This window comes from Lactobacillus sp. M0390, assembly GCF_016102085.1.
Lineage (GTDB): Bacteria > Bacillota > Bacilli > Lactobacillales > Lactobacillaceae > Lactobacillus > Lactobacillus apis.
Genome location: NZ_JACFPH010000002.1, coordinates 128,359 through 154,623, shown reverse-complemented (window position 1 = coordinate 154,623; position 26,265 = coordinate 128,359). Strand labels below are relative to the sequence as shown.

General features: G+C 35.4%; 19 protein-coding genes. 16 read left to right on the top strand and 3 right to left on the bottom strand.

Annotated features, from left to right (window positions below; translation table 11 throughout):
- Positions 1 to 91 precede the first annotated feature (91 nt).
- Positions 92 to 922: a helix-turn-helix domain-containing protein gene (locus tag H3R25_RS04800; protein ID WP_074425812.1), complete on the top strand. Its 831-nt coding sequence runs from the start codon at positions 92 to 94 to the stop codon at positions 920 to 922.
- A 290-nt stretch (positions 923 to 1,212) separates the two neighbouring features.
- Here the strand turns inward: H3R25_RS04800 and H3R25_RS04795 are convergent, their stop codons facing one another.
- Positions 1,213 to 1,449: a hypothetical protein gene (locus tag H3R25_RS04795; RefSeq protein ID WP_074425811.1), complete on the bottom strand. Its 237-nt coding sequence runs from the start codon at positions 1,447 to 1,449 to the stop codon at positions 1,213 to 1,215.
- A gap of 468 nt (positions 1,450 to 1,917) precedes the next feature.
- Between H3R25_RS04795 and H3R25_RS04790 the strand changes: the two genes are divergently transcribed.
- The 4 genes from H3R25_RS04790 (at position 1,918) to H3R25_RS04775 (ending at position 6,057) form a co-directional block, all read left to right on the top strand.
- Positions 1,918 to 2,322 carry a DUF1934 domain-containing protein gene (locus H3R25_RS04790; protein WP_198187736.1) on the top strand — a complete coding sequence of 135 codons (405 nt, stop codon included), beginning with the start codon at positions 1,918 to 1,920 and terminating at the stop codon, positions 2,320 to 2,322.
- Positions 2,323 to 2,368: 46 nt separating this feature from the next.
- Positions 2,369 to 2,914: a DNA-directed RNA polymerase subunit delta gene (gene rpoE, locus H3R25_RS04785; RefSeq protein WP_046307684.1), complete on the top strand. Its 546-nt coding sequence runs from the start codon at positions 2,369 to 2,371 to the stop codon at positions 2,912 to 2,914.
- A gap of 118 nt (positions 2,915 to 3,032) precedes the next feature.
- Positions 3,033 to 4,652, top strand: coding sequence for a CTP synthase (locus H3R25_RS04780; protein ID WP_074425809.1), 1,620 nt, complete (start codon positions 3,033 to 3,035; stop codon positions 4,650 to 4,652).
- A gap of 130 nt (positions 4,653 to 4,782) precedes the next feature.
- Positions 4,783 to 6,057 carry a UDP-N-acetylglucosamine 1-carboxyvinyltransferase gene (locus tag H3R25_RS04775; protein WP_074425808.1) on the top strand — a complete coding sequence of 425 codons (1,275 nt, stop codon included), beginning with the start codon at positions 4,783 to 4,785 and terminating at the stop codon, positions 6,055 to 6,057.
- A gap of 465 nt (positions 6,058 to 6,522) precedes the next feature.
- Here H3R25_RS04775 and H3R25_RS04770 read toward each other — a convergent pair whose 3' ends face one another.
- The gene (locus H3R25_RS04770; protein ID WP_198194448.1) at positions 6,523 to 7,428 is read right to left on the bottom strand and encodes a peptidylprolyl isomerase PrsA; all 906 of its coding nucleotides are present in this window, start codon (positions 7,426 to 7,428) and stop codon (positions 6,523 to 6,525) included.
- 292 nt (positions 7,429 to 7,720) lie between these two features.
- On the opposite strand from H3R25_RS04770, the gene H3R25_RS04765 reads away from it, so the two are divergent.
- The 11 genes from H3R25_RS04765 (at position 7,721) to scrK (ending at position 24,641) form a co-directional block, all read left to right on the top strand.
- Positions 7,721 to 13,696, top strand: a complete 5,976-nt coding sequence (locus H3R25_RS04765) for a S8 family serine peptidase (protein WP_198194447.1) — start codon at positions 7,721 to 7,723, stop codon at positions 13,694 to 13,696.
- A 211-nt stretch (positions 13,697 to 13,907) separates the two neighbouring features.
- A complete protein-coding gene (locus H3R25_RS04760; protein ID WP_198194446.1) occupies positions 13,908 to 14,198 on the top strand; it encodes a type II toxin-antitoxin system MqsR family toxin in 291 nt (96 codons plus the stop codon).
- Positions 14,199 to 14,211: 13 nt separating this feature from the next.
- Positions 14,212 to 15,135 carry a type II TA system antitoxin MqsA family protein gene (locus H3R25_RS04755; RefSeq protein WP_198194445.1) on the top strand — a complete coding sequence of 308 codons (924 nt, stop codon included), beginning with the start codon at positions 14,212 to 14,214 and terminating at the stop codon, positions 15,133 to 15,135.
- A 1,334-nt stretch (positions 15,136 to 16,469) separates the two neighbouring features.
- Positions 16,470 to 19,205, top strand: coding sequence for a sigma 54-interacting transcriptional regulator (locus H3R25_RS04750; RefSeq protein ID WP_198194444.1), 2,736 nt, complete (start codon positions 16,470 to 16,472; stop codon positions 19,203 to 19,205).
- 143 nt (positions 19,206 to 19,348) lie between these two features.
- Positions 19,349 to 20,122 (top strand): PTS sugar transporter subunit IIC, encoded by a 774-nt coding sequence (locus H3R25_RS04745; protein ID WP_074425801.1) that lies wholly within the window; start codon positions 19,349 to 19,351, stop codon positions 20,120 to 20,122.
- Complete coding sequence (locus H3R25_RS04740; RefSeq protein WP_198194443.1) at positions 20,115 to 20,903, top strand: PTS system mannose/fructose/sorbose family transporter subunit IID; 789 nt, start codon at positions 20,115 to 20,117, stop codon at positions 20,901 to 20,903. Before H3R25_RS04745 ends, H3R25_RS04740 begins: the two co-directional genes overlap by 8 nt.
- An 11-nt stretch (positions 20,904 to 20,914) precedes the next feature.
- Positions 20,915 to 21,403, top strand: coding sequence for a PTS sugar transporter subunit IIB (locus H3R25_RS04735; RefSeq protein ID WP_074425799.1), 489 nt, complete (start codon positions 20,915 to 20,917; stop codon positions 21,401 to 21,403).
- Between the two features lie 15 nt (positions 21,404 to 21,418).
- Positions 21,419 to 21,829 carry a PTS sugar transporter subunit IIA gene (locus H3R25_RS04730; RefSeq protein ID WP_198194442.1) on the top strand — a complete coding sequence of 137 codons (411 nt, stop codon included), beginning with the start codon at positions 21,419 to 21,421 and terminating at the stop codon, positions 21,827 to 21,829.
- A gap of 17 nt (positions 21,830 to 21,846) precedes the next feature.
- The gene (locus H3R25_RS04725) at positions 21,847 to 23,256 is read left to right on the top strand and encodes a glycoside hydrolase family 32 protein (RefSeq protein WP_198194441.1); all 1,410 of its coding nucleotides are present in this window, start codon (positions 21,847 to 21,849) and stop codon (positions 23,254 to 23,256) included.
- A gap of 15 nt (positions 23,257 to 23,271) precedes the next feature.
- Entirely contained in the window at positions 23,272 to 23,649 is a 378-nt protein-coding gene (locus tag H3R25_RS04720; RefSeq protein ID WP_198194440.1) for a VOC family protein, read from the top strand.
- A gap of 119 nt (positions 23,650 to 23,768) precedes the next feature.
- On the top strand, positions 23,769 to 24,641 hold the full coding sequence (scrK, locus tag H3R25_RS04715) for a fructokinase ScrK (RefSeq protein ID WP_187158400.1): 873 nt from the start codon (positions 23,769 to 23,771) through the stop codon (positions 24,639 to 24,641).
- Positions 24,642 to 24,768: 127 nt separating this feature from the next.
- Here the strand turns inward: scrK and H3R25_RS04710 are convergent, their stop codons facing one another.
- Positions 24,769 to 26,184 (bottom strand): C69 family dipeptidase, encoded by a 1,416-nt coding sequence (locus H3R25_RS04710; protein WP_074425793.1) that lies wholly within the window; start codon positions 26,182 to 26,184, stop codon positions 24,769 to 24,771.
- Positions 26,185 to 26,265 lie beyond the last annotated feature (81 nt).

Below are 26,265 nucleotides of genomic sequence, written 5' to 3'. Positions count from 1 at the left end.
GGATCAATTTGTTAAAAACAAATAATATTTTTGAATGTTTTTCTGATTAGTGACCATAATATTTTATATGGAATAAAAAGGGATGATAATTATGAATCGTATTGGGAGCAAATTAAAAAAGTTACGTCATGATTTAGGTTTAACCCAAAAGGAGATGGCTGCTGATGTAATTTCTGTTTCGTTTTATTCAAAGGTTGAACGTGGCTTTCATGATATCGGAGCAGAAGAGTTGATCCAAATTCTTGAAAAACATGGGGTTAGTTTTCAGGAGTTTTTTTCTGAAACAGAAAATGGCAATTCTAATGACAATAAAATTAATTATTTGAGAAATCAACTTGTAAAGGCTGCAAATGAGGATAATGATGATGAAATAGTAAATATTACTGATCAATTAATGCAAATAGAGCCTCAAACCAGTTTAACAGAATCACTTATTTTACAGGCAAAGGTTATTTCAAATACACATAATGATGACTCACTTAAAAAACTAACACGTGCAGAAAAGAAAGAAATTAAGCAAGTACTATTTCAAAAAGACATTGATGATAATGGATACCTAAGGATTGTTTTATTAAGTAATATAATGGAACTGTATACAATAGATGAAGCTACTTTTTTAGTGAAAAGTATTATTAGGCGCTATCAAAATGTTTCTAATATTGAGAAAAAGGTTCTAGTGGCACTAAGCGTATTGGTGATTAACTATATTGACTTATGCATACAAGACAATAAAAGTAGTTTATGTATAGAGCCATTAAACTTTTTAAAGCAGTTGCCTAATACTATAGAATTGGCATTTACTAAAATGTTAGGAAAGTACTACGAAGACGTAATTAATGATAATCAAGAGGAGGCCGATCAAATAAAGAAAGTACTAATCAATTCTGGCTATGAGGTAACTGTTGATAGGTTAATAAAGTAATATTTTTCGAATATGAAAATCACCTTGTAAACAGTGCAATAGGGGTTATTATAATTAATGAAAAGTTTGGTTAATATTGATTTATATAGGAGAAGAAAAATGTCATTAGCATTATTTAAACCTGTCATTATTATTGTTACAGATTAAGAATTAATCATTTAAGAAGTAATATAGTATAAATTAAAGTAAAAAAGAGCTAGCTCAAGTTTCATGCTTGACTAGCTCTTTTTGTTTTTATTTGTTTTTGAAGTCAGATTTATTTTTAGACTTCAATCTAAGTTGACGAGTTTCTACTTACTCCTCTGTTCCCAGATAGCTTTGATTCGTGCTAGCTCTTTCGGGTCAGGATTCATTGCATTAGCCTTCAATTTCTCAATATCATCAGAAGATGGTTCCCAGCCATCTAAATGTGTAGCTTGAACTACTCCTCTAATTTGCTGGAACATAGTCTTGTCGGGTATAAAAATGCCTTGAATGGTTTGCTTCTCGTTGTCAATGTCTAAGCTATATTTTTTTGAATTTGACATATTTAGTAAGTCTCCTACATTTTAAGCTGGTAAAAAACAATGGACCCTCAAAAGGGTCAAATTGTAGTTGTTCTTCTTAAGTTCTAATGATAGTTAGGATTATCACAATTCATCTTTTAATTGGTTGCAATCATGCTATGAGTTACTATCAATATAGTTATATTTTATCAAATTTTGCTCATTTATGGGCGAGTGTTGACCATAATCAGAAATATTGGTGCCCAGTTTCATCAATGGTTTCAGGTATAATTCTTGATTGTGCCAGTGGAAAATTTATTATTGTCTTTTGCTCAAGCTTAATCACAATAGGTGGGATTAAGCTGGTAATATCACCGAAAAAGGAATTGGAGTAATTACTGGTATAAAAAAATAATTTGTTTTATAATGTTTTCTGCTAAAATTAAGAAGGATATTAAGAATTATTGCTAATCTTGATGGTTAGCTTTTTTATTGCAAAGAATCAAATATATGACTAAAGTAAAAATTGATTTTACTAGTAAAATTGTTCAGGAAAAGGAAAGTGAGACTTTCCATAAAACTGGCCAGGGTGAACTAATCGAAAATGGAGATGTGACTAGGGTTTCTTACTTAGAAGATGACAAAGTTCCAGTTAAGCTGCTAATTAAAGAAAATGATGTAATCATCAAGCGTGGCAATACTAACGATGATTATTCGCAACTTCATTTTACGGTTGGACAAAAAAAGGACTGCCGCTATGTTGCATCTGGCTACCAAATGGACCTGAAGAGTTCCACTAAATTAATTAAATTTTTCCCTAAAATTGACGGTTCAAAGCAACTTCAGATTGAATATGACCTCTTTAGTGGACTATACTTAGTAGGAAGTTACACAGTTACGTTGATTTTTACTTGAGCGCCTAGTAAAATAAAAAGGATTGTTAAAAGAGAGGAATACAATTGTGGGATTAAACGACTTTAAAGACAAAAATCGCAATGAACTATCAATGATTGAAGTTGCTCGTGCAATATTGGAAGATAACAATAAAAGAATGGGTTTTGCCGATATTGTTAATGCCGTACAAAAGTACTTGGGAGAGAGTGACGAGGAAATTAGGGAACGTTTACCCCAATTTTACACGGACTTGAATACCAACGGTGAATTCATTTCAATGGGTGAAAATGTTTGGGCTTTACGTTCATGGTTTCCTTATGAATCAGTTGACGAAGAAGTTAACCATCCAGAAGATGAGGACGAAGATGACAGTCGTGCACATCACAAGAAAGTTAATGCTTTCTTAGCAAGTGCTACTGGAAGCGACGACATTATTGACTACGATAATGACGATCCAGAAGATGAAGATTTAGATGCGACAGCTGACGATGAAGCAGATGACTTTGTCGAAGATGAAGATTTCGTTGATACTGATGATGACGATGATGAAGATTTGCCAGATGGCATTGAAGGTCAATTGTCAGAATTAGATGATGACGAAGATGATGAATAATTCTCTTGACTTAATGACGCAAAATAGATAGTATTTTAATTGGGCACCCTTATGTGCGTTTATGCTCCCTTTTTGGGAGCTTTTTTATTTTTATTTTTTGCAAAAAGGAGTTTGGCTAATGACAAAATATATTTTCGTTACGGGCGGCGTTGTTTCTTCACTAGGCAAGGGAATTACTGCTTCAAGTCTTGGTCGGTTATTAAAAAATCGTGGTTTGAAAGTAACCATGCAAAAGTTTGATCCATATATCAACATTGACCCAGGTACAATGAACCCATATCAACACGGTGAGGTTTTTGTAACTGATGACGGAACAGAAGCAGACCTTGATTTAGGCCACTACGAGCGAATTGTAGATGTGCGTACCAGTAAATACTCAAATGTAACTACTGGTAAAATTTACAAAGAAGTTTTGGAAAAAGAACGTCGTGGTGATTACCATGGCGCTACTGTTCAAGTTATTCCTCATATTACGGATATGATTAAGCAAAAAATCATGCGTGCAGGCTTAACCACTGACTCTGATGTGGTTATTTCTGAAATCGGTGGTACTGTCGGTGACATTGAGTCTACTCCTTTTATGGAAGCAATCAGACAAATGCGTCGTGAGGTCGGTGAAGAAAATGTGATGTACATTCACTGTACTTTAGTACCATATTTACACGCTGCTAAAGAAATGAAAACTAAGCCAACCCAGCATTCAGTTGCTGAATTGCGCAACATTGGTATTCAACCAAATATGCTAGTTTTACGTGCAGAAATGCCAATCAACCAAGAACATAAGGATAAGATTTCTAACTTTACTGATGTTCCAGTTGATCGAATTATTGAATCAATTGATGCGCCATCACTTTTCGACTTACCATTAGCCTTCCAAGAACAAGGTATGGATCAAAAAGTTTGTGACTTTTTACATATTAAGAGTCCAAAAGATGAAGCTGATATGGCTGAATGGACCCGTCTTGACGAAAGAGTTAAGAACTTAAAGTACAAGACCAAGATCACTTTAGTTGGTAAATATGTTGAACTTGAAGATGCTTATATTTCTGTTACTGACGCACTTAAGCATGCTGGTTATTCTTATAATACTGATGTTGAAATTAACAAGGTACAAGCAGAAGATATAACTGAAGATAATATTGCAGACTTCATGAAAGGTTCCGATGGCTTGATTGTTCCCGGTGGATTTGGTTCCCGTGGCTTTGAAGGCATGATTACTGCAATTAAATATGCCCGTGAAAATGACATTCCATTCCTTGGAGTATGTTTGGGTATGCAAATGGCAACTGTTGAATTTGCACGTGACGTTTTAGGATATAAAGATGCAAATACTGCTGAAGCTGATCCGAACACTAAGCACAATGTGATCGATATTATGGCTGATAAACGTGATGAAGAAAACATTGGTGGAACTCTACGTTTAGGTCTTTATCCAGCAGCATTAAAGCCTGGTACTAAGACCGCAGCTGCTTATGACAATCAAGATGTTATTCAAGAACGTCACCGTCATCGTTACGAATTTAACAATGAATACCGTGAAGCATTTGAAAAGGCTGGAATGACCTTTGCAGGTGTCTCACCAGATAACCATTTAGTCGAAGTAATAGAACTTACAAAGAATAAGTTTTTCATTGCTGCACAATATCACCCTGAATTTTTGAGTAGACCACAAAGACCAGAAGGACTATATAAGGCCTTTATCGGTGCTGCTTCTGGTTTAGAGGAAGAAAAACTATAAAGAGTGAAATTGAATAATACAAAAATCTTTATTTTTAAGCAGGGAAGACGAAGGTCTTCCCTTGTTTTTTCCGGTAAATTCCTTTAACATAATTATGACTAATCGAAAATAGAAAAGGATTTTTTCGCCAATGAAGCAAATGATAATTCATGGTGGAAAGCCCCTACAGGGTGATGTCTGGATTGGCGGCGCAAAGAACTCAACCGTTGCACTAATTCCGGCATCAATTTTGTCGCGTACACCGGTAACTTTGGAAGGCGTTCCAAGGATTGCAGATGTTGACAACTTAATGGATTTACTGAGTGAGATGGACGTCGTTTGTTCTTTTGAAAAGACAACTTTACAAATCAATCCAGAGAACATTAAGATGAGCCCATTGCCAAGTGGTAAAATCAAGAGTTTACGAGCTTCCTATTACTTTATGGGTGCTCTTCTTGGCCGTTTTGGTAAGGCTGTTGTGGGCTTCCCTGGCGGGGATGATATTGGACCCCGCCCCATTGACCAACATATCAAAGGTTTTGAAGCCTTAGGTGCATGTGTAACAAATGAAAATGACCAAATAACAATTACTGCTCCCGATGAAGGACTGCAAGGAGCGACTATTCACCTAGAAATGCCATCCGTAGGCGCGACAATGAATATTATCATGGCTTCAGTTACCGCAAATGGGCAAACTGTTATTGATAACGCTGCTAAAGAACCTGAAATAATTGACTTAGCAACTTTCCTTAATAATATGGGTGCAGTTATTCGAGGAGCAGGAACCGATTCAATTCGAATCGAAGGTGTTGAAAAGTTAGAAGCTAGAGCTCCGCATACGATTATTCCTGATCGAATTGAAGCTGGAACGTACATTTCTCTTGCTGGCTGTATTGGCAACGGTATCTGCATTCATAACATTATTGAAGAACACCTGGATTCTTACCTTGCGAAGGTAGAAGAAATGGGACTCGTCATTGATGCAGATGAGGACTCACTTTACGTTTATCCTGCTGGCGACTTGAAAATGACGCAGATTAAAACTGGTGCATACCCAGGTTTCGCTACTGATTTGCAGCAGCCTGTAACTCCTTTGCTGTTATCTGCTAAGTCTGGTGAAGGTGTAATAATTGATCGTATTTACCCTAAAAGAATTGGTCATATTGAGCAATTGCGTAAGATGGGTGCTGACATCAAAGTAGAGGATAATATTATTCTTGTTCATCCGACTGAAAAGCTGCATGGGGCAACTGTTGCTGCTGGAGAAATCAGAGCTGGTGCATGTTTGATGATTGCGGGACTAATGGCAAAAGGTGACACAATTATCAATAATGCTGGTAATATTCTTCGTGGTTATGATCGCGTCCAAGAAAAATTACGCTTGCTAGGTGCTGACGTTACGATCAAAGACGTTCCAGATAAGTAGCTAAAAATAGTGCAATTAAAGACATTTAAGTAAACGACTAATCTTTTGATTAGTCGTTTTTTACTATTTTCATTAATACTCATTACTAGTATTCTTTATTATTTTATTAAATCTGCTTTTTGTAGTTCTATTTGATTGTTTAATACAACATGCTGATTTTCAGAAGATGAAAAATAATTAGATATTAGAGTTTATAATATATTGCCGCTAGAATAATACTTTTAATTAACAAAATAGAAGGCAAATCTCAACTTTAGAGGTTTGCCTTCTATTAGTCTGTAATCATCTAAAAGAATGGATATAGTTTAACATCTTTTGCAATTTAGTCTGTTTGGTAAATATTCCTGACATGTTGTCGCAAGTTGCATAATGAAAGTAGATTATAAATGATTTGTGATTGATTAGATATTTAAAAGTTTTGAATCGTTAGTAAGTGTTCAACATGATTTTATAAGCAACTAAACGCTAATTTAGCCCTGACTTTGTAGATCCTTTGTATTGATCCAAGGCAGATTTTAAATCTTTGTCTGTAATTTTGACGTTTTGATCTTTCAAAACTTGACTGATTACATTTCTCATAACAGCAGAATTTGCAGCCCATTTGTCATAAAGATTATTTGTTAGTTCTGCTTTATTGTTCTCAAAACTTCCTTTAGCTGGATGGTTAATCATTTTTATTATTTCATAGCCATTAGTAACTTTTACTGGGGTGCCAGTATACTCACCATTTTTAAGTTTATATGCAGCATTTTTGAAAGTAGAATCCAAATTTTTATTTTCTTGATTAAAGGGTGCTAATTTTCCGCCATTAGTGCTGGTAGAACTATCCACAGAATATTCTTTTGCTAAACTTGAAAAACTTTTTCCCTTATCCAACTGATTGATAATTTTTTCAGCTGTTGATTGACTCGTTACTAAAATATGCTGAACAGTAATTTTTGGTTGATACGTTTTCCATTCTGCTCTTAATTGCTTATCTGTTGGCTTGATTTGAGAACGCAATGCAATTTCACTAAGTAGGTTAATTTGAATCATTCTCTTAAATGATGACTTAGTGTATAAATTTTGTGCTAAAAACTCATCAAATTGTGAACCATAGCGTTCTTTATAATTATTGTATTCTTGAGTAACTTCTTTAGAATTCAGTTTTTCCCCATATTGGGCTTTTAGAGCGTCATAAATTAACAAATTAGCTAAAACACTTTTACTCGAAGGAGCTGACTTAAGTTCCTTATAAAACTCTTGTTGCGTAATTTTTTTGTCTTTTCCATATTGAGCAACTTCTGCATTATTTGACTTTGAACAGCCTGCTAAGCTTAGTAAAGAAATACCAGTTACGGCAGTTATTATACCTTTTAATAATTTGTCCATTTTATCTCCTCCAATGAAGATTTCTTATCTAATTATTAAAAACATTAAAGCAGATTGCAACTTTTTATTTAATAAAATTACAAAAAATAACAAGTAATAAACAGGCACTCATCAAGGTTGAAGCTAAAAAATCCATGTATTACAGCAAAAAGTAATTGAAAACCAATAACTATCATTACTAAAATATTGTTGATTTTTTAATTTATTACTATATAATTTTTAATTAAATTGGTAGCATTATTAATTTAATCAGGCAAAAACACTTTTATTAATTAGGCTTGGGGGACTAACCATGAAAAAAAATAAGTATGTGGGAGTGCTAGTTTGTGCGGCTGCACTTTCTGTATTCTCTAATGCTGAACTGCAAGTTAAAGCCAGTGTTGACAGTCAAACAAAAACTGTTGCAAAAAGCTCTAAAGTAACAGAATCAGCTACAGTGGGCGTGACAAACAAAGCAATTGAAGCACAATTAGCTGCAAAGGGAGTTAATCTTAAGCATTTAACTTCTAGCGAAAAGCAAGATGTATATGTTGATGTAATTGTTCAATTGTCTGCTGCACCTGCAGCTGCAAATGGTTCAGTAAACACAAATTCAAGTAGTGCAGAAATTGAGCGGGCTACAAAACAAGTAATTGCCCAACAGGCTTCAGTTAAAGCAAATATAAAGGCAATTACCAATCAAGCAATTGGCCAAAGCTATGGTTATGTAGTTAACGGTTTTGCTACTAAAGCAAAGGTTAAAGATATTCAAAAATTAAGAGCTATTCCAGGTGTTAAATCTGTAACTTTGGCAAAGGTCTACTATGCCAATGATTCTTCAGCTGATGATATGGCTAATGTTTCAACAGTTTGGAATAATTATAAATACAAAGGTGAAGGCACTGTAGTTTCTATCATCGATACAGGTATTGATCCTAATCATAAAGATCTACGTTTGAGTGATGAATCTAAAGCAAAATTGACTAGAGAAAAGGTTGCTGCTTTCACTAAAGAAGCAGGTTATGGTCGCTACTTTACTGAAAAGGTCCCATATGGACATAACTATTCAGATAACAATGATAATATTACTGACAATAGTTCTAGTACTCAACACGGTATGCACGTTTCAGGTATCGTAGGTGCCAATGGTACTTCCGATTCTGTTAATTCAGTTGTAGGTGTTGCTCCAGAAGCTCAGTTATTAGCAATGAAGGCATTCTCTAATTCAGCTAGTTCTGCTTCTACTGATTCTACTAGCGTTATTGGGGCAATTGATGATTCAGCTAAACTTGGTGCTGATGTTTTGAACATGTCCTTAGGTTCAGTTTCTGGTCAGCAAACTGATGATGATCCAGAAATTGCTGCTGTTGAGCGTGCTACTAAGACAGGCACTGCTGCTGTAATTTCTGCTGGTAACTCCGGGACCTCAAACTCAAAAGCTGATGGCAACAACAAGGCATATTATGGCAATCCTGATATGGAAACTATAGGTAGTCCGGGTACTGCCAGAACTGCCACAACGGTTGCATCAGCAGAAAATAATAAAGTTACTACTGATGGTATAACTTTTACTTCAGCTGATGGTAAAACTGTAGTAGCAGGCCCAGAAGCTACTCAACTTTCAGAAGGTACCGATCGTTCATTCTTTAATGACAGGCAATTTTATGTTGTTAAAGATAAAAACGGACAATTAGGTATAGGCTCTGCAAATCAATATACATCTGATGTTAAGGGGAAAATTGCCATTGTTAAACGTGGGGCTCTTGCTTTTACAGATAAACAAAAATTTGCACAAGAAGCAGGGGCTGCTGGTTTAATCATTGTTAATAATCAAGCCGGTGCATTAACTAACATGCAACTTAATGCCGGGTTTCCAACTGTTGGATTATCAGGGGCTGCTGGAAGCAAGTTAGTAGAATACGTTGCAAAAAATCCTGATGAAGCATTAAAGGTAAGTATTGCTGTACAGCCATTAGATAATTCAGCGCTTAAGACAGATTTAATGTCTGACTTTACTTCATATGGTCCTGTTTCTAATTTGGCCTTTAAACCAGATATTTCAGCACCTGGTGGAAATATTTGGTCAACGCAAAACAATAATGGCTATACTAACATGTCAGGTACTTCTATGGCGTCTCCATTTATTGCTGGTACGCAAGCACTTGTTAGTCAAGCAATGAATGATAAAAATGGTTCTTTCTATGAAATTTATCAAAAGATGAGTCCAGATGAAAGAACAGCATTTATTAAGGCTTTGGAAATGAATACTGCAAGTATTCAACCTGATATTAGTCATGATAATGTAATTGTTTCACCTCGTAGACAGGGTGCTGGATTTGTCAATGCACAAGCTACTATTCAGGCATTAGCTAAAAATCCTTCGACCGTTGTTAGTAGCAATGACTATCCAGGTGTTGAACTTAAGAGCTTCACAGATAGAACGCACAAGTTCCAAGTTAAGTTTGTTAATAGAACGGATAAGACTTTAACTTATAACTTAACTAATAATGGTAAAGAATCAGATGTTTATACTTCTGCTATTGATAGTAGTTCAGTTTTATACGACAAGAAGATTGATGGTGCTTCAGTTCAAGCTGATGGTGATGTAGCTGTTCCAGCAAATTCAACTAAGGAATTAACTATTACATTAGCACTGCCATCTGATTTTAAGGAAAACCAGTTTGTTGAAGGATTCCTGACCTTTAATGGATCAGATAGTTCACAATTGCGTTTACCATACATGGGATTCTTTGGCGACTGGGCAAGTTCAGATTTGCCAATCTTTGCTGGCTTAAATGATCCAGACGTGTTCCACCCTGAGAATAACATCTTGGGTACCATTGTAACTGTTGGTAATGACTCTATTAATGCTAACCCGGGCTTAGACATTGATGATGAAGGTAATTATGTATTTGATTCCTCGAAATTCGCAATTTCTACTGCAGATAATGCTCAATTCCAATGGTTTAAACCGACATATTACTTATACAGAAATGCGAATAATGTTAAGGCTCAAATTTTGGATAAAGATGGCAAAGTAATTAATACTTTAGCTTCATTGAGCAATATCACTAAGTCATACTACTATGCACCAGCTCAAACATACAATTACTTTGATGAAGCTCCTGAGTGGCATGGTACATACTTTGACCAACAAGCTAACAAGACAGTTAAAGTGCCTGATGGAACATACACTTACAGAATCTCTGCTACTGTTGATGGCACAAACACGGAGCAGCACTACGATATGCCAGTTAAGGTAGACAGTGTCAAACCTGTATTAAAGAATCTCAAGTTAGAATCAGATACAGAAAAGGGCGCCGACGGCCAAGAAAAGACGCGCTACTACTTGTCTGTCGAAGCTAAGGATGACCTTAGTGGTTTGAGTGGTGACGCGAATGTTTCTATAAATGGTATCTTCAGTCAGTTAGCATATAATCCAACTGCTAAGGCAGATGAGGATGGCTTCCAAAAGGTTGAAATCGACTTATCTTCTGAACAGGTAAAAGCTTTACAAGCAGGTACTAATGACTTTGCTGTAGCTTTATTTGATAATGCTTCAAATGCGGGAACTGCTTCAGGTAAAAGCAATAAACCTGGTGAAACTGACTTTGGCTTAGTTCTTAGAGATGGTGGCTTACCAGATAAGATTTCTTCAAAGACTAAGAATTACGATCCTGACACTGAATCCTTTGTCTTCTCAGGTAGTTATCCAAGCAAGGTATATGGTACTTATACTGATAAGCATGGTGAGATTCATGACTTAGATATCGAAAGTGACGATGACAATACATTTGCTGCTGCGCTTCCACTTACTAAGGACGATTACAAGACAAAGGTTACCCTTTATGCTGATGCTGACCATAAGACCGTCCTTAAAGAAAAAGAAATTACAGTTAGTCTTGTACCAGCTAAGGTTGAAAATTTAACCGTTGATAAGACTGATACTTACGATGCAAGTAAGGATTCATCAGCTAAACTGGCCCAAACATCTGAAGCTACTGTTAAGCTTTCAGGTAAGGTAAGTGATGATACTAAGTCATTAGTAATTAAGCAAGATGGCGAAGACGACATATCAGTTGATTTAAAGGATGACCATACTTTCTCCATTGAATTACCAGTAAGCTTTGGTGAAAACAACTTTAATCTTGTGGCAACTGATGAAGATGGTAATTCATCCAGTGTTGAACAAAAGGTTAAGTCTAGTGACCGCGGTAAAACAACTGTAAAAAGCAGTGACGTTACATTCGATAACGGCATCAAGTGGGGCACCAGCACCGTTAGCGCTAATACCAAAAACTATGACCCTAAAACTGGTCAGTTGACTATTACTGGTAAGGTAAGAAGACCAACTACTACTTTGCAAATTGATGGTAAGGACGTGAAGATTAATTCTGATCAAACATTTGAAGTAACTCTAAATGTTGGTACTCACGGTGCTAAGATTATAAATGCTTTGATTGGTGATTCAACTGTTAGAGAAACTACTCAAGAGAGGCTAACTTTCTATGTAGATGCAGAATCACCTGTTTTAACCCTGGATGATGATGGTCCTGTTTACATTAACAAGGATAAATATACTATTTCTGGTACTGTCACTGATGACTACAATTACTATGGACTATCAATCAACGGTAATAGTATTGAATCTGCCTGGGGGGATGTAGATTACAACAGCAAGGAAGGTGTCAAGAAGGACTTTAAGTATGAAGTTGAATTGAAGAAGGGTAAGAATACTTTTAATATTAAAGTAACTGATGCCCAAGGCAATGAAACTACCCAAGCTTTAGTTGTTTACTATGAACCAAAAAAGACCTTAGATGAGCCTGATGTAAAGCAAACTGTGGCAGAAGATGCTGAGTCTGCTCTCCTTGAAGCTACTACCAAGGAGCTTGATGCAAAGGTGGTTTACAGTGTTGATGGCGGCAAGACATTCAAGGATCTGCCAGCTGACGGACTCAAAGTCACTGAAAATGGTACTGTTGAATTCAAGGCTGTTGATAAGTATGGCAATGAATCTGATGTTAAATCTGTAGAGGTCAAGGATCTTAATGAGAAAACTAACCCTGGTGCAGATGACGAAAAATTATCCAAGGCTAAAGAAAAGCTTCAAGCTAGTGTTGATGCTGGCGAAAAGAAAGACTTGAGTGGCTACACTGATGATTCTAAGAAGGCTTATGAAGAAGCTTTAAACAAGGCAAAAGATGTCCTGGCAGACAAAGATGCTACATTGGAAGATGTTCAGGCTGCAACTGATGCATTAGATAAAGCAGAAAAGGCATTGGCTGATAAAGAAAATGGTACTTCAGATGACGAGTTATCTAAGGCAAAGAAGGAACTTCAAGCCAAGGTTGACGCCGGTGCGAAGAAGGACTTGAGTGGCTACACTGATGACTCCAGGAAGGCTTATGAAGAAGCTTTAGGCAAGGCAAAAGAAATCTTAACAAAAGACGACGCTACATTGGAAGATGTCAAGGCTGCAACTGATGCATTGGATAAAGCAGACAAGGGATTGACTGATAAAGAAAAAGATACTTCAGATGATGAATTGCCTAAGGCAAAGAAGGAACTTCAAGCTAAGGTTGACGCTGGCACCAAGAAGGATTTGGGTAAATACACTGATGAATCCAAGAAGACTTATGAAAAAGCTCTAGACAAGGCAAAAGAAGTCTTAGCAAAAGACGATGCTACATTGGAAGATATCAAGGCTGCAACTGATGCATTGGATAAAGCAGAAAAAGATTTAACTGTTAAGCGTACTGAACCATCTATTCCATGGACCAATACCACTCCAAGTTCCATTGAATCTACTTCACAAGCAAGTGCAGATGTAACTGCTTCAGATAAGAACAAGGATAATGCGGAAAATAAGGATACCAAAGAAGAGGGTAAATCAACTAAGGTAATGTTCAAGTCTGTTCTTTACACTAAGGAGATCAAGAAGACTTCTAAGACTGCCAAGGCATATAGCTTCCTTAATCTTGTAGTTGAAAATGATAAGTTAAAGGTTTATACATTTAATGGTCAACATTTCTACAAGGTAGTAGATAAAGACGAATATGTTCGTGTAAGAAACATTACTGGCACCAAGGCTAAATTGAAGAGAAATTCTTACGTATACAAGTCTAATGGTAAAAAGGCATCACGCCAGCTTCTCAAGAAGGGTGCCACTGTAACCATCTACGGTAATCAATATAAGGCTTTAGAGAAATTCAAGAAGACATATAGAATTGGCGAAGGCAAATACGTCAAGAGCGTAAACTTCTATGAAGTTCATCTTGTAAAATAGCTTCTAGATTTTAAAAGATGATCAAATACGTCTCTTTGCTAAAACCTGTTGGTAAAGATTAAATGAAAAGAAGCAAGCAGCTAAAAACTGCTTGCTTCTTTTACCTTGTTTCTGCCAATCTGTATGGAACTACAAAGTATAATATTTGCTAATTGCTACTGATTAGTAGTAGATGCTACAATAATGTAGAAATGATACTTGGAGGTTTGTAATGGAAGTTGCTGAGGAATTAGCGAGGCTAAAATTCTTGGTGAAGCATGATCATTTTCAAATGGTTCAAAGAAGAGACAAAATGGCAATGCCAGTTTCAGTAACTTTGGCGAAAGAAATAGTTAAGCAGTTGTCAATCAGTGATTTTGTCAAACATGAACCGAATAGAAGTAATCCATTACAATTTGTCTGGGTATTTAAAACAAGCGATGGCCAAACTTACTACATTAAATTCGTATTTACTGAAGACAATCAAAAAGTAGTATTTATTAGTTCCCATCTTGATTATTAAAGGAGGGGTTTATATGGCTTACCAAAAGGATTTCACTACTATTTATACTATTGATGGACATAAGTATACAGTAACAGCACCAGCTCTTTTTGACAGTAAAACCAATGAACTGATTCCAGATAAGGCATTAGATGATCAAGCTGCTGAAATTGCCCGTCAAAAATATCGTGACGAAATGGGTCTATTGTCACCAAAAGAAATAAAACAATATCGAGCTAAAGTTGGATTAACACAACGTAATTTAGCAGAATTAACCGGATTAAGTCCAAATACGATTGCTCTTTACGAAACAGGTGCATTTCCAACAAAGGCTAATAATAGGTTGTTAAAAGCTCTCATAAAGAGCGATAATGTACTTGAACAATATATTTCTGATGAGAAGAATAAATATTCTGATGAATTGATAGCAAAAGTTAATTCCTATTTGAACCATAGTGATAGTGTTGTAGAATCACAGCCTGAGCAACCTAAGTTCACTGCTGTGCAGTTAGCCAATTGGTTTCGAGTTGAGAATTACTTTGAGCAGGATAATGATTTGAATGTTGATCCATTAACGCAAATGAAAGCCAATAAGCTTCTCTATTTTGCATATGGTAGATTTTTAGCTAAAACTAGAAGTAGGCTGTTTTCTTCCCCTATTATTCATTTACAATACGGTCCAGTAATAACTGAAGTACATAAAAAGTTTAATGGTAAGCGTGTTTTAGATATTGATAAACCAGACAAAGAGGCCATGAATGACTATAACTTGGTTTCTAAAGATGGTGAAATTGCCGATTTACTAGATAAGGTTAATGATGATTACATTAATTACAATGCTGCTCGATTAAGTAAGCGGACTCATCGGTCCGGGTCACCATGGGATTTAACTCCGGATAGAGAAATAATTAAAGATCAGTTGATTTTTGATTCGTTTAATCGAGGAATAGAAGAATAGTTTGAGAAAGAATAAATAATAAGTGTCCTAATGTGGGTCTCAACAAATTTATTGAGTTGTAGGCTCAGTCTTTTGCTTAATCCTATAACAGAGCTAACTGACTTTAAAGCAGTTGCTTGAAATTTAGAGAAGAAGTCTTGTTTACAAGGCTTCTTTTTTATATCTAGGCTATAACTTAGATAAATTAATCTTTTGCAAGAAATTGCTGAAAATGGTAATTATAATTGGTGCAGCAATTATTGAAGTAGTATTGAGCACACTCATGGTTGAAGATAAAATTCTTAATCAACTTTATTATCAAGCCATTTGAGTTAAATTTGGGCTTGCAGTACAATATAATTTAAGTGTACAAAATTATAAAAGTATAGTTTTAATTGATAATATTGGGCTAATAAAAATGGCGAATCTGGTGGATCGCTACCAGTTCTTATTAGTAATTTTAGAAGAATGCCACTGCATTTAGTGAGTGAATATATAGCTTGCTTAAGATAAGTTTTTATAAAAATTAAGCTAATGAACAATTCTAAAAATAAATCTTTTTTCTTTAGGAGTAGATTATGAAAATGAAGCTTAGAAAAATTTTTTCTATTTCAATAGGTATTATATTGATAATAATTGCGATAAAAGATTTTTCTACTTGGCGTAGTACAGGGGAAATAATAACAGGACAATAACATTGGCAGTGGCATTATTTTCCAAAAGTAAAGACCAAGAATCAACTTCTTCTGAAATAGATCACTTAGTTGACCACAAAGTTGTAATTTATTCGGAATGCATTTATTTGGCGATGTTTTTCGTCTTTCTAATTTTATATTACTTAGATGGGAAAAATGTTATACTCGGCGTTATATCTATTTATTCGTTATTGCTTTGGTATATTCAACTGGTAATGCAATTAATAATAAGTGTTTTAGAGATAGTAAAAAGCAATAAAAATAAATAATTTTTAAACCTTTTACTTGTTGTTTGAATGTTGAAAAAGTAGCTGAAACACTAGTATTGCTGATTCGTTGCTATCCAAGAAATGTAGTAGAAAAATAATTTAATTTAAACAAAAATGAGTTTTAAAAGACTTGAAGACAATAGCTTCAAGTCTTTTTTGTTTTCACACTGATATAAATTTTTCACACAAATGCTTTTTAAATTAATAAAAAGTGTGTGCGCCAAAGAGAAAAAACGCTATAACAAGAACGAATTAGATGAAAAAATCTTTTTCTGCCAGCCAGATTCACAGTTTGCTACAGTGAAAAAAGCTCAGATTTGTTAATAAAGTTAATGTAAAATGACTTTGAAAGCGGTTTTAAGTTGAGACGATATTTAAAAAAGAGGTCATTATGCTAAAAGACGAGATTTTACATTACTTGGATAAAGAAACGAAAACAGTCAATTTGGAGGAATTAGATGACAAATTTACGGCTGGTGGAATTGCTAAAGCTTTAAACGCAAAGCGTAATACCGTCAGCTTGTATTTAAATCAACTGACTAATGAAGAGAAATTGGTAAAAATTGAAACTAGACCTGTGCATTTTCTTCACCGCTCAAGCTTTGAAAAAGAGAACTACAAACTGAAAAAAAGTGTCTATCAATCTGTTACAAAATTAGAACAGGAAAATAGCAACCAAGATTTGCTAAAACGATTCGTCCAAATTAATCCTAGCTTGAAGGAGAGCATTGAGCGAGTCAGGGCCGCAGTTCTATATCCTAACGGCGGCTTGCCTTTACTGATTAATGGAGAAAGTGGTACAGGAAAAAGTTATTTGGTCAGCTTGATCAATCGTTTTTGCCGCACACATAAATTAATTAAAAAGTCTGCGCCCTTTATAACAATCAACTGTGCGCAGTACGCTGACAATCCAGAACTATTAACTAGCAATCTTTTTGGCTATAAAAAAGGTGCTTTTACTGGTGCTGATGAAGATCATGAGGGTGCATTTGTGGAAGCAGATGGTGGAATTCTCTTTTTGGATGAAGTTCACCGACTTGGTCCTAAAGGGCAAGAAAAGCTATTTACTTATTTAGATCAGGGGATAGTTTATCCAGTTGGTGAAACGAAAAAAGGAAAAAGGGTCCATGTGAGATTGTGTTTTGCCACAACTGAGGATCTGGATACCAGTTTTTTAACTACTTTTACACGTCGTATTCCCGTAAAAATCACTTTACCTCCGCTTAGTCAACGGAGTAAGGAAGAGCGCTTGAATTTGGTTTATACGCTTTTTAACAATGAGCAAAAAAAGATTGCTAAACCACTTTCTATTAGCGATCAAGTTTTAGACATGTTGGCCAACTATCAGCCAACCGGCAATATAGGAGACTTGAAAAATGCAATTAAGTTAACAATTGCTCGCGCTAATGCTGATCAAAAAGACAACGAGACAATTACTTTGACGGCATATAACTTACCACTAGACGTTTTGAGTAAAAGCAAAGTGGAGGTCTATCATCCTTCTTCTAAGCCAATTATGATTACAAATGAAACAGAAGTAGATGATTTAATTGAACGAAATTTTCCCGAAAAGAAAATTTTTCTTAACAGCTTAAATAAGTTACTCAAAGTCTATGAGCAAAGTGATGATAATTTGGCTGAATGTGAATCTAAGTTAAAACAAATAGTGTATCAGCTATTTGATTCCTTGCTTTTTGAAAAAAATAATAGCGATCATATTCCATTGCTTTCGTATGTGATCGATGGCGTTAACCATTTGTTTGAACAAATGAAAACAGCTTATCAGCTAAAGATTAGTAATAATGCAGTATATGCAGTTAGTTACTATTTATTTGAGCGCCAAAAGTTTCAATGGAGCAGTGAGGAAATAAAGAATCAAAAGGCTTTGGTGAAGCTCAACAAAGATGTTCGCCAACGCTATCTTGACATTTATGTTTATGTGACCAAGTTAATTAATTTGATTAAGACAAATTTGGATATTGAACTTAATGAAGTAGATTATATCTTTCTAACTATTTATCTAAACAAGTTGGAGATTATTACCAAGACTGGTTTGATTAAAGCAATTGTGATTGCTCATGGTTATGCCACAGCTGGGAGTATAGCCAATGTAGTTAACCGGCTTTTGGGTGCACATACACTTGATGCATTTGATATGCCAATTAATGTTAGTACGCAAGAAATTGCCGACAAAATAATTGATTATACTGAAAATAATGATGTGACGCATGGCCTAATTATTCTAGTTGATATGGGATCATTGAAAGAGATTGAAACACTTTTTCCACGCCAGATTAATGCACCGATTTTATTAATTAACAACGTTTCCACATTATTAGCCTTAACGGTGGGTGAAAGCATTCTAAAGAAACGTAATTTTCGGAAGATTAGTCAATTAGTAAAACAAACCGGAGAGATTGAAATTAAATTAACCTACCCGGAAACCAGTAAGCAAAAGGTGATTCTAACAACTTGTTATTCTGGAATTGGAACCGCAACGCATGTCGCAAGACTTTTGGAGCGTTGCTTGCCGAATAAAAAAATTAAGATTGTACCGTATGATTTTCAAGCTTTGAAAGATACTCATGAAGTGGGCATTATTAAGAAAATGTATGAGGTTGTTGGCATCATTGGAACTGAGAACCCAAGCATTAACGGAATTGATTTTATTTATCTTGAAAAAATTTTATCTGACAAAGATACAGCTAAGTTAAGTGACTGGCTAAAAACAGCATTTTCGAATCAAGAAATAGAAACGATTCTCAATAACTTAGTTAAGAACTTTTCCTTAGAGCAAACCATTAATATGGTTACTATTCTTGATGCACCCAAAGTCATTGAAAACATTACTATTTTTATTCAAGAGCTTGAGCGTCGATTTTCAATTACTCTGTCTAATCAAAAGAAGTTTACCCTTTATGTTCATGTCAGCTACTTAATTGAGCGGTTAATTAGGAAGGAAGCTAATAATCTTGATTATGATTATGAAAAATCATTCTCCCAAAAGTACGCTAATGAACTAAGCAAAATAAAAGCCGCATTCAGTGTGATTAGTGATAATTATAGTGTGAAAATTCCACAATCTGAGTTAATTTACATTGATCAAATAGTTTTTGATCGACAATAAAAGCCGCATTTACCAATGTCTATTAGGTAATGTGGCTTTTTTGTTTATAACTTGGCACAAAAGTTGCTAATTAGTTGATGGAAAGAAGTGTTTGGATAAATCAATCACCAAATTAATTTATTTTCTAAAAAGGAGAACGAGAAATGATATTACGAAATATTCTTGTCGTAATTTATGGCTTTATTATCAACTTTGATAAAGAAGGACCAAAATTGGGTATCTCACAACCGGTTGTGGCTGGTTTCATTACCGGTTTAATTATGGGGGATGCAGAAACTGGGCTATACATAGGTGGTACATTACAATTAATGACACTTGGTATTACCAGTTTTGGTGGAGCATCAGTTCCAGACTATCAAACGGCAGCTTTGATTGGTACGTACTTAACTTTAGCGACTCATCAAAAAGCCGCTATCGGAATCACGCTAGCAATTCCAATTGCTTTGCTAATTGTTCAAGTTGATGTCTTAAAATGGTCAGCTAATATTTTCTGTCAACAAAAGGCTGAAAAATATGCTGAACAAGGAAACTACAGAATGATTAACTGGATGCAATATCTAGCAACTTTAATGACAAGTTGTGTATCAGGTATTCCAGTTCTATTGACTGTAATTCTTGGGCCTCAAATTGTTGGTAGTTTTATTAACTACATTCCTGCTTGGCTTTCTGGTGGACTTAAGACAGCTGCCGGCATTCTACCTGCAGTAGGTATTGGAATGTTATTACAGTACTTACCAACTAGAGACTACTTTTCATACATCATTATTGGATTTGTTTTAGCCATTTACTTAAAGATGCCAATTATTGGTATATCACTAATTGGCTTTGCAATTGCTTTGCTTCTATATAAGAACCAAACCAAGGGTAGTGAAAGTGGACAGGCAGCTGTAGAAGGGAGTGCTGACGAAGATGAGTAAAATGAAAAAAGTTTATCGTAAAGTAATGAACCGGTGGATTGTTTTTGGTGCTACTTCTTTAAATTATGAAAAATACGAAGGTTTAGGCTATACCTACGCGATGTTACCATTTATTGAAGAGAACTATCGCAATGATCCTGAGGGTAAAAAAACTGCTATTAAAACGCAATTGCAGTTCTTTAATACAACTCCATACACTGCACCATTTATTATGGGAATTGATGCAGGAATGGAAGAAAGTGGTAAAACCGCGTCGCTTGAAGCAGTTAGTGCTTTAAAAACAGGTTTAATGGGACCATTAGCAGGAATTGGTGATAGCTTGTTTGTTACTATTCCATGGACAATTTTCGGTGCGATTGCAGCTAATATGGCACTTCACGGTAATCCATTTGGCGTATTCATGTGGATAATTGCTTCAATTTTAATTAGATTGACAGCATATCCTTTGTTCAATGCTGGATACAAATCTGGAACTAAAATGCTTTCCTCAATTAATACAACGTTGAAGGCTCTTACTAATGCAGCATCTGTTTTGGGCTTGATGGTTGTCGGTGCATTGGCTGCAACAATGGTAAAAGTAAATCTAGCATTTACTTTTAAACAAGGAAAATTAACAATGACTGGTAATAGTATTCTAGATCAAATTATGCCTGGACTATTGCCAGCAGCAGTTGTTGCAGGAATCTATTATTTACTGGGTAAGAAGATAAAACCAGTATATGTAATTTTGATTGTTTTGGTAGTATCTGTTGCATTAAATGCAATGCACATTTTGGCATAGAGGTGTAGACGATGGCAGAAGGAATGGAAGGAATTGTTCACGTTAGAATTGACGACAGAATGATTCATGGTCAAGTGGCAACACAATGGAGTGGCCGCTTAAATGCAACGAGAATTATGGTTATCAATGATTCGATTGTAAATGATGACATGCGTAAAACTGTAGTTAGATTGGCTGCCCCAGCAAACGTAAGCACATCCATTTTAGGAAGAGAAAAGGCGCTAGCTAATATTAAGAGCGGGCGCTATAAGGGACAGAGAGTACTTTTAATCTGCGTTTCTCCGATGGATGTTAATTATTTAATTGATAATGGGTTACCAATTAAAGAGGTTAATGTGGGTAATATGGCGGCAAGAGAAGGTACGGAACGTATCCGACCATCAATTAATGTTACTCAGGAAGAACGTGCTTCATTTAAGCAATTAATTGATCGTGGCATAAATGTTACTGTTATTCCGACACCACAAAGTCCAACTGTTTATTTAAAAGATTATATTTAGAAGGATTGAAATTCAATGTTCAACATAATAATAGCTACACATGGTCATCTCGCCGGAGAGTTCTTAAGTGTTTTACAGTCATTTTTTGGCCAGACTAAAAAAGTGAAGACTGTTGAATTGGGTGATCAAGGAATAGATCAATTTTCAAAGAAGGTTGAAAATGTGATTGAACCATTAGTTGATGAGCCAGTAATTATTTTCTGTGATATAGCTGGTGGGACACCATTTAATGAGTTTGCTAAAAAAAGCACTGCTTGGGAAAATGAATCATATTTATTTGGCGGTGTTAGTTTACCAGTTCTTGTTGAAACTTTGAATTTAAGAATGCAAAACAAGCCACTAAAGGATGTAGTGGATAAAATTGAGAAAATGGTCCCTTTGACACGATTTGAATTAAAAAATGTTAAAGGTGATGATGATGAATAAAGAAAGAATTAATTAAAATGCAAAAAATATTTTATCAACCAAAAGATTATTGGTTTGGGGACTGTATGCCTTTCTTTAATGAGGATAATCAAACTTTTTATCTTTTCCATCAAAGAGATACTCGAAAACCTAAGCCTCTAACTGATCCGTTTGGCTGGTCACTGGTTACAACAAAAGACTTTGTTAATTTTAAAGACTATGGTGAGGTCTTGCCCAAAGGATCGCATGATGCAGTTGATCAATTTATTTATGCCGGAAGTGTTACTCAAGGAAAAAATGAGAAGATTGCCTTTTATACAGGTCATAATCGCCAAGCTAAACTAGCTAAAAAGACTTCTGAGGTTTTAATGTCAGCTACTAGCCAAGATTTAGTTCATTGGAAAAAATCAGGTCAAGCAACTAGTTTAGTTCCACAAACTGGTTACGATCATAATGATTGGCGTGATCCAGTAATTGTTTATTCTCAAGAAAAGCAATGCTATATTTTAGTTCTTGGTGCAAGACTGCCTAGTGATAAGAAAAAGCCAACAGGTCGATTAGTTTATTTCGAATCTCAAGATCTTAAAAATTGGGATTTCAAAGGTGATTTTTGGACACCAAATGAATTTAATATGATCGAAATGCCTGATCTATTTCAGATAGATGGTGATTGGTACTTAATCTTTTCAGAATATTCTGAAGATAAAAGAACTAAATATCGTGTTGGAAAAGACTTGTTTGGCGATTGGCATTCTTTAAGCGATGAATTCTTTGATGGTAAAGCTTATTATGCCGCTAGAACGGTAGGTAATGAAAATGTTGGTCGCTTTTTAACAGGCTGGGTAGCGACTAAAGAAAATAATGATGATTTAGGAAATTGGGATTGGGGTGGAGCATTTGTACCACATCAAGTAATTAAAAGAGAAGACAAAACTCTTGGGGTAACTCTACCTCAAACCATTATTAACAATTTCGCAAAAACAGCCTCCTTACCAACATTTGAACTTGGAAATTCAACCGAAAAAGCAGAACACAGTCTAATTGAAAATCTACCAAATCAATTTTTACTTGAAGGACAAATCGATGCTCTAGAAGATACTAAAGAATTTGGAATAAAGGCTTTTGTTAATAGTGAGACTCGAGAAGGATACCAATATAAAGTCTCACGTCCTGAACACATGCTTAAATTTACTCATACTCCAAATTACCCTTGGCCATCCTACTTTACTACAGGATTACAGCGTCCAATTTCTTTGGTCAAAAACCAAAAATATGACTTTAAACTGATTGTAGATGATAGTATTATTATTTTGTATATAAACAACATAGCTTTAAGTGCTAGAATGTACAATAAAATGGGCAAGCAGCTAAGTTTCTTTGTAACGGAAGGTAAAATCGCTGTTTCTAATTTGCAGTATCATACTCAATGGAAAGATTCTTTAAGATAAAATATGAGGTAAAAAATGTTTTTTAATGGTTTACAACATATAGGAATTCCTACAAGAAAATTTGCTGAAAGTAGGAAATTTTACGAAGCTCTGGGCTTTGAATTAGTGAATACAGAAGACAACGATGGTAGTAAAGTTGGTTTTTACCAGTTAGGTACTTTAATGCTTGAGAGTTGGGAATCACCAGAAGAAGCACCTGAAAAGGTAGGAGCTATCAATCATATTGCTTTAGATACTAAAGAAATAGAAGCTACTTACGAACAAGTTAAACAATTAAAAGTTGAATTTGTTGAAGATGGTATACAGAGCTTGCCATATTGGGAAAATGGTATTAAGTACTTTAATTTCTATGGTCCAAACAAAGAAATTTTTGAGGTTTGTCAAAAACTGTAGCCTTGATAAAACTGAGGCCATCATTTTTTTAATGATGGTCTTTTCTTGACTAGCTTTATTTATAATTTAGCTTAAAATTAACTTTGTAAATTAGAATTAAAAAACGAAAGGACAACTAAATGTTATTAGGATCAATTGAAGCTGGTGGAACAAAGTTTGTTTGCGCCGTGGGTAACGAAAATTACCAGATTAAAGATCAAACTACTTTCCCAACCACAACTCCAGAGGAAACACTTCGCAAGACAGTCGACTACTTCAAAAAATTTGATATTGATGCGATTGGAATTGCCTCTTTTGGACCAATCGAAGTACGTAAAACTGCATCGAATTATGGCTACATTACTGACACACCTAAGGCAGGCTGGAGTAATACTGACTTTGTTGGTTATTTGAAAAAAGAGATTGATGTACCAATGTACTTCACAACTGATGTAAATGGATCAGCGTATGGTGAGTATGTGATGTCACAATTATCTAATGAAGACATTGACTCTCTTGTTTATTACACTATTGGCACCGGTGTTGGTGGTGGAGCAATTATTAACGGCAAGTTGGTTGGTTCACTTGGTCACCCTGAAATGGGCCATGTTAAGCTTAAGCGTCATCCTGATGATCTTGATTTTGCAGGTGTTTGTCCTTTCCACAAAGATTGTCTGGAAGGTTTAGTATCTGGTCCAACTTTTGATGCTCGTTTGAATAAGCCAGGCAAGGATGTTCCACTATCAGATCCTGTTTGGGACATCATGAGTTATTACGTTGCTCAAGCTGCTTTGCAAGTTACACTGATTTTGCGCCCTGATAAAATTGTTTTTGGCGGCGGCGTTACTAGTGAAAAGTTTTTAGAAAAAGTAAGACGTGATTTTGCCAAACTGTTGAATGATTATGTTCATGTACCTGAACTTGATCAATACATTGTTATGCCTGAAATTGAAAATAATGGTTCAGCAACTGTAGGTGATTTTGCACTTGCAAAGCGATTATTAAGAGAATAATCTATCCAGCATATTAAGCAAAAATTTTCATAAAAGATATAAAAGTCAATAACACTAAAAAAGCCAATGGCATCTATTTGATGTCATTGGCTTTTTGTTGTGTCTATTTAGTAAGGTACCGATAATCTTAGTCTAATAAGTCAAACTTAAGTGTAGCTAAGTTATGACCTTCATTAACCATGTTGCTGAGCAATTCAATTGTATTGTTGTAAACTTGGTCGGCCATCTTTTGGTTAGCTTCAGTTAACAAGTCTTCAGCTTCTTTACCTGTAAGACCTGCAGCCTTCTTATCAGTTTCGTGTTGAATAAAGTGGCATTGTGATAATGATTTTTGTTCAAAGTCACTTTCAAGCTCGCCATATACCTTAAAATTAGTGTCTCCAAGTTGTGCAGTTAGCTTGTTTAACCAGAAAATCTTGTTGAGATCAAATTTTGGACCGGTTTGGAAGCTTGCAGGAGTGTCATTAACATTGGTATAGAAAGGAACAAAGCTGTTAAAAGTGTTTGGACCGAAGCAAAGCCATTGAACACCAGCTATTTCTTCTGGAACATCATTTCTAACTTGGAGAATATGAGTTTCAAAGTTACGGTTAAGTGCAATTGGACGATAAGTCTTCTTTTGCTCAGGAGTACCAAGGTCACCGTATGGGTCAAACGGTGTATCTTGGTAGTGTGAACTTTCTACAAAACAAATGTCTTCAATACTAATCTTACGGTTAGCGTGGCAAATGAATGGTTGGTCTTGATCAGTTGGTTTGCCACCAAATTCTGGATCGAAGTAATTGTGTACAAACCAAGCACGAGGATTGTTGTAGTGAGCATCTTTGACAGTTGAACTGCCAAAAATGTGACGCATGTTGTAGCCTTCACGATCAGGGTTTAAGTGGTATTCTTCGATTAAACCTTCCAAAGTATCGTCAGCTAAAAAGCCGTCTTCACCAAAGTGGAATTCATCAATGTTCAAACGGTTAGGAGCAACAACATAAGCGTCATCAGGGATGCGACGAGCGATCCAGTGATGACCACCGATTGTTTCAAGGTACCAAATTTCATCATGGTCAGCAAAAGCCATACCGTTCATTTCGTAAGTACCATACTTTTCAAGTAAGTAACCCATCCGTTTAACACCGTCAAGAGCACTGTGGATATAAGGCAATGTCAATGTAACAAAGTCTTCTTCACCAAGTCCACCTTCAGTTACTAGTGGGTCGATTCCTTGGATGCGGGAATTCGTAGTGATTGTTTCAGTTGCAGTCATTGCAATGTTTTCGGAGTTAATTCCGGCTGCTGCCCAAATACCACTTTCACCTGATACGTCTGGTGCACTAGTGTAGCGTAAAGGAGTATCTGCTAAGTCCTCATCATCAATTTTTTGGTGACTAATAACACTTTCATAGTGCTTAGGTTGCTTTTCTGGTGTAATGAGTTCGAAACCTTCGGGAATAATTTCACGTCCACCGTCTTCGCTTCTGGCAATCATTGCTGAGCCATCAATTGAAGCATTTTTACCGACAAGAATAGTCGTACATTCTGCTTTTTTCATTTAATCTGTCCTTTCAAAATAACTTAATCTATATTGTATTAAAAAGGATAGCTATAATGCAAAGAAATACGCAAACTTAAC

Coding starts and splice junctions, on each gene's coding strand:
- H3R25_RS04800 (WP_074425812.1), top strand. CDS start 92: ATGAATCGTATTGGGAGCAAATTAAAAAAGTTACGTCATGATTTAGGT.
- H3R25_RS04795 (WP_074425811.1), bottom strand. CDS start 1,449: ATGTCAAATTCAAAAAAATATAGCTTAGACATTGACAACGAGAAGCAA.
- H3R25_RS04790 (WP_198187736.1), top strand. CDS start 1,918: ATGACTAAAGTAAAAATTGATTTTACTAGTAAAATTGTTCAGGAAAAG.
- H3R25_RS04780 (WP_074425809.1), top strand. CDS start 3,033: ATGACAAAATATATTTTCGTTACGGGCGGCGTTGTTTCTTCACTAGGC.
- H3R25_RS04775 (WP_074425808.1), top strand. CDS start 4,783: ATGAAGCAAATGATAATTCATGGTGGAAAGCCCCTACAGGGTGATGTC.
- H3R25_RS04770 (WP_198194448.1), bottom strand. CDS start 7,428: ATGGACAAATTATTAAAAGGTATAATAACTGCCGTAACTGGTATTTCT.
- H3R25_RS04765 (WP_198194447.1), top strand. CDS start 7,721: ATGAAAAAAAATAAGTATGTGGGAGTGCTAGTTTGTGCGGCTGCACTT.
- H3R25_RS04760 (WP_198194446.1), top strand. CDS start 13,908: ATGGAAGTTGCTGAGGAATTAGCGAGGCTAAAATTCTTGGTGAAGCAT.
- H3R25_RS04755 (WP_198194445.1), top strand. CDS start 14,212: ATGGCTTACCAAAAGGATTTCACTACTATTTATACTATTGATGGACAT.
- H3R25_RS04750 (WP_198194444.1), top strand. CDS start 16,470: ATGCTAAAAGACGAGATTTTACATTACTTGGATAAAGAAACGAAAACA.
- H3R25_RS04745 (WP_074425801.1), top strand. CDS start 19,349: ATGATATTACGAAATATTCTTGTCGTAATTTATGGCTTTATTATCAAC.
- H3R25_RS04740 (WP_198194443.1), top strand. CDS start 20,115: ATGAGTAAAATGAAAAAAGTTTATCGTAAAGTAATGAACCGGTGGATT.
- H3R25_RS04735 (WP_074425799.1), top strand. CDS start 20,915: ATGGCAGAAGGAATGGAAGGAATTGTTCACGTTAGAATTGACGACAGA.
- H3R25_RS04730 (WP_198194442.1), top strand. CDS start 21,419: ATGTTCAACATAATAATAGCTACACATGGTCATCTCGCCGGAGAGTTC.
- H3R25_RS04725 (WP_198194441.1), top strand. CDS start 21,847: ATGCAAAAAATATTTTATCAACCAAAAGATTATTGGTTTGGGGACTGT.
- H3R25_RS04720 (WP_198194440.1), top strand. CDS start 23,272: ATGTTTTTTAATGGTTTACAACATATAGGAATTCCTACAAGAAAATTT.
- scrK (WP_187158400.1), top strand. CDS start 23,769: ATGTTATTAGGATCAATTGAAGCTGGTGGAACAAAGTTTGTTTGCGCC.
- H3R25_RS04710 (WP_074425793.1), bottom strand. CDS start 26,184: ATGAAAAAAGCAGAATGTACGACTATTCTTGTCGGTAAAAATGCTTCA.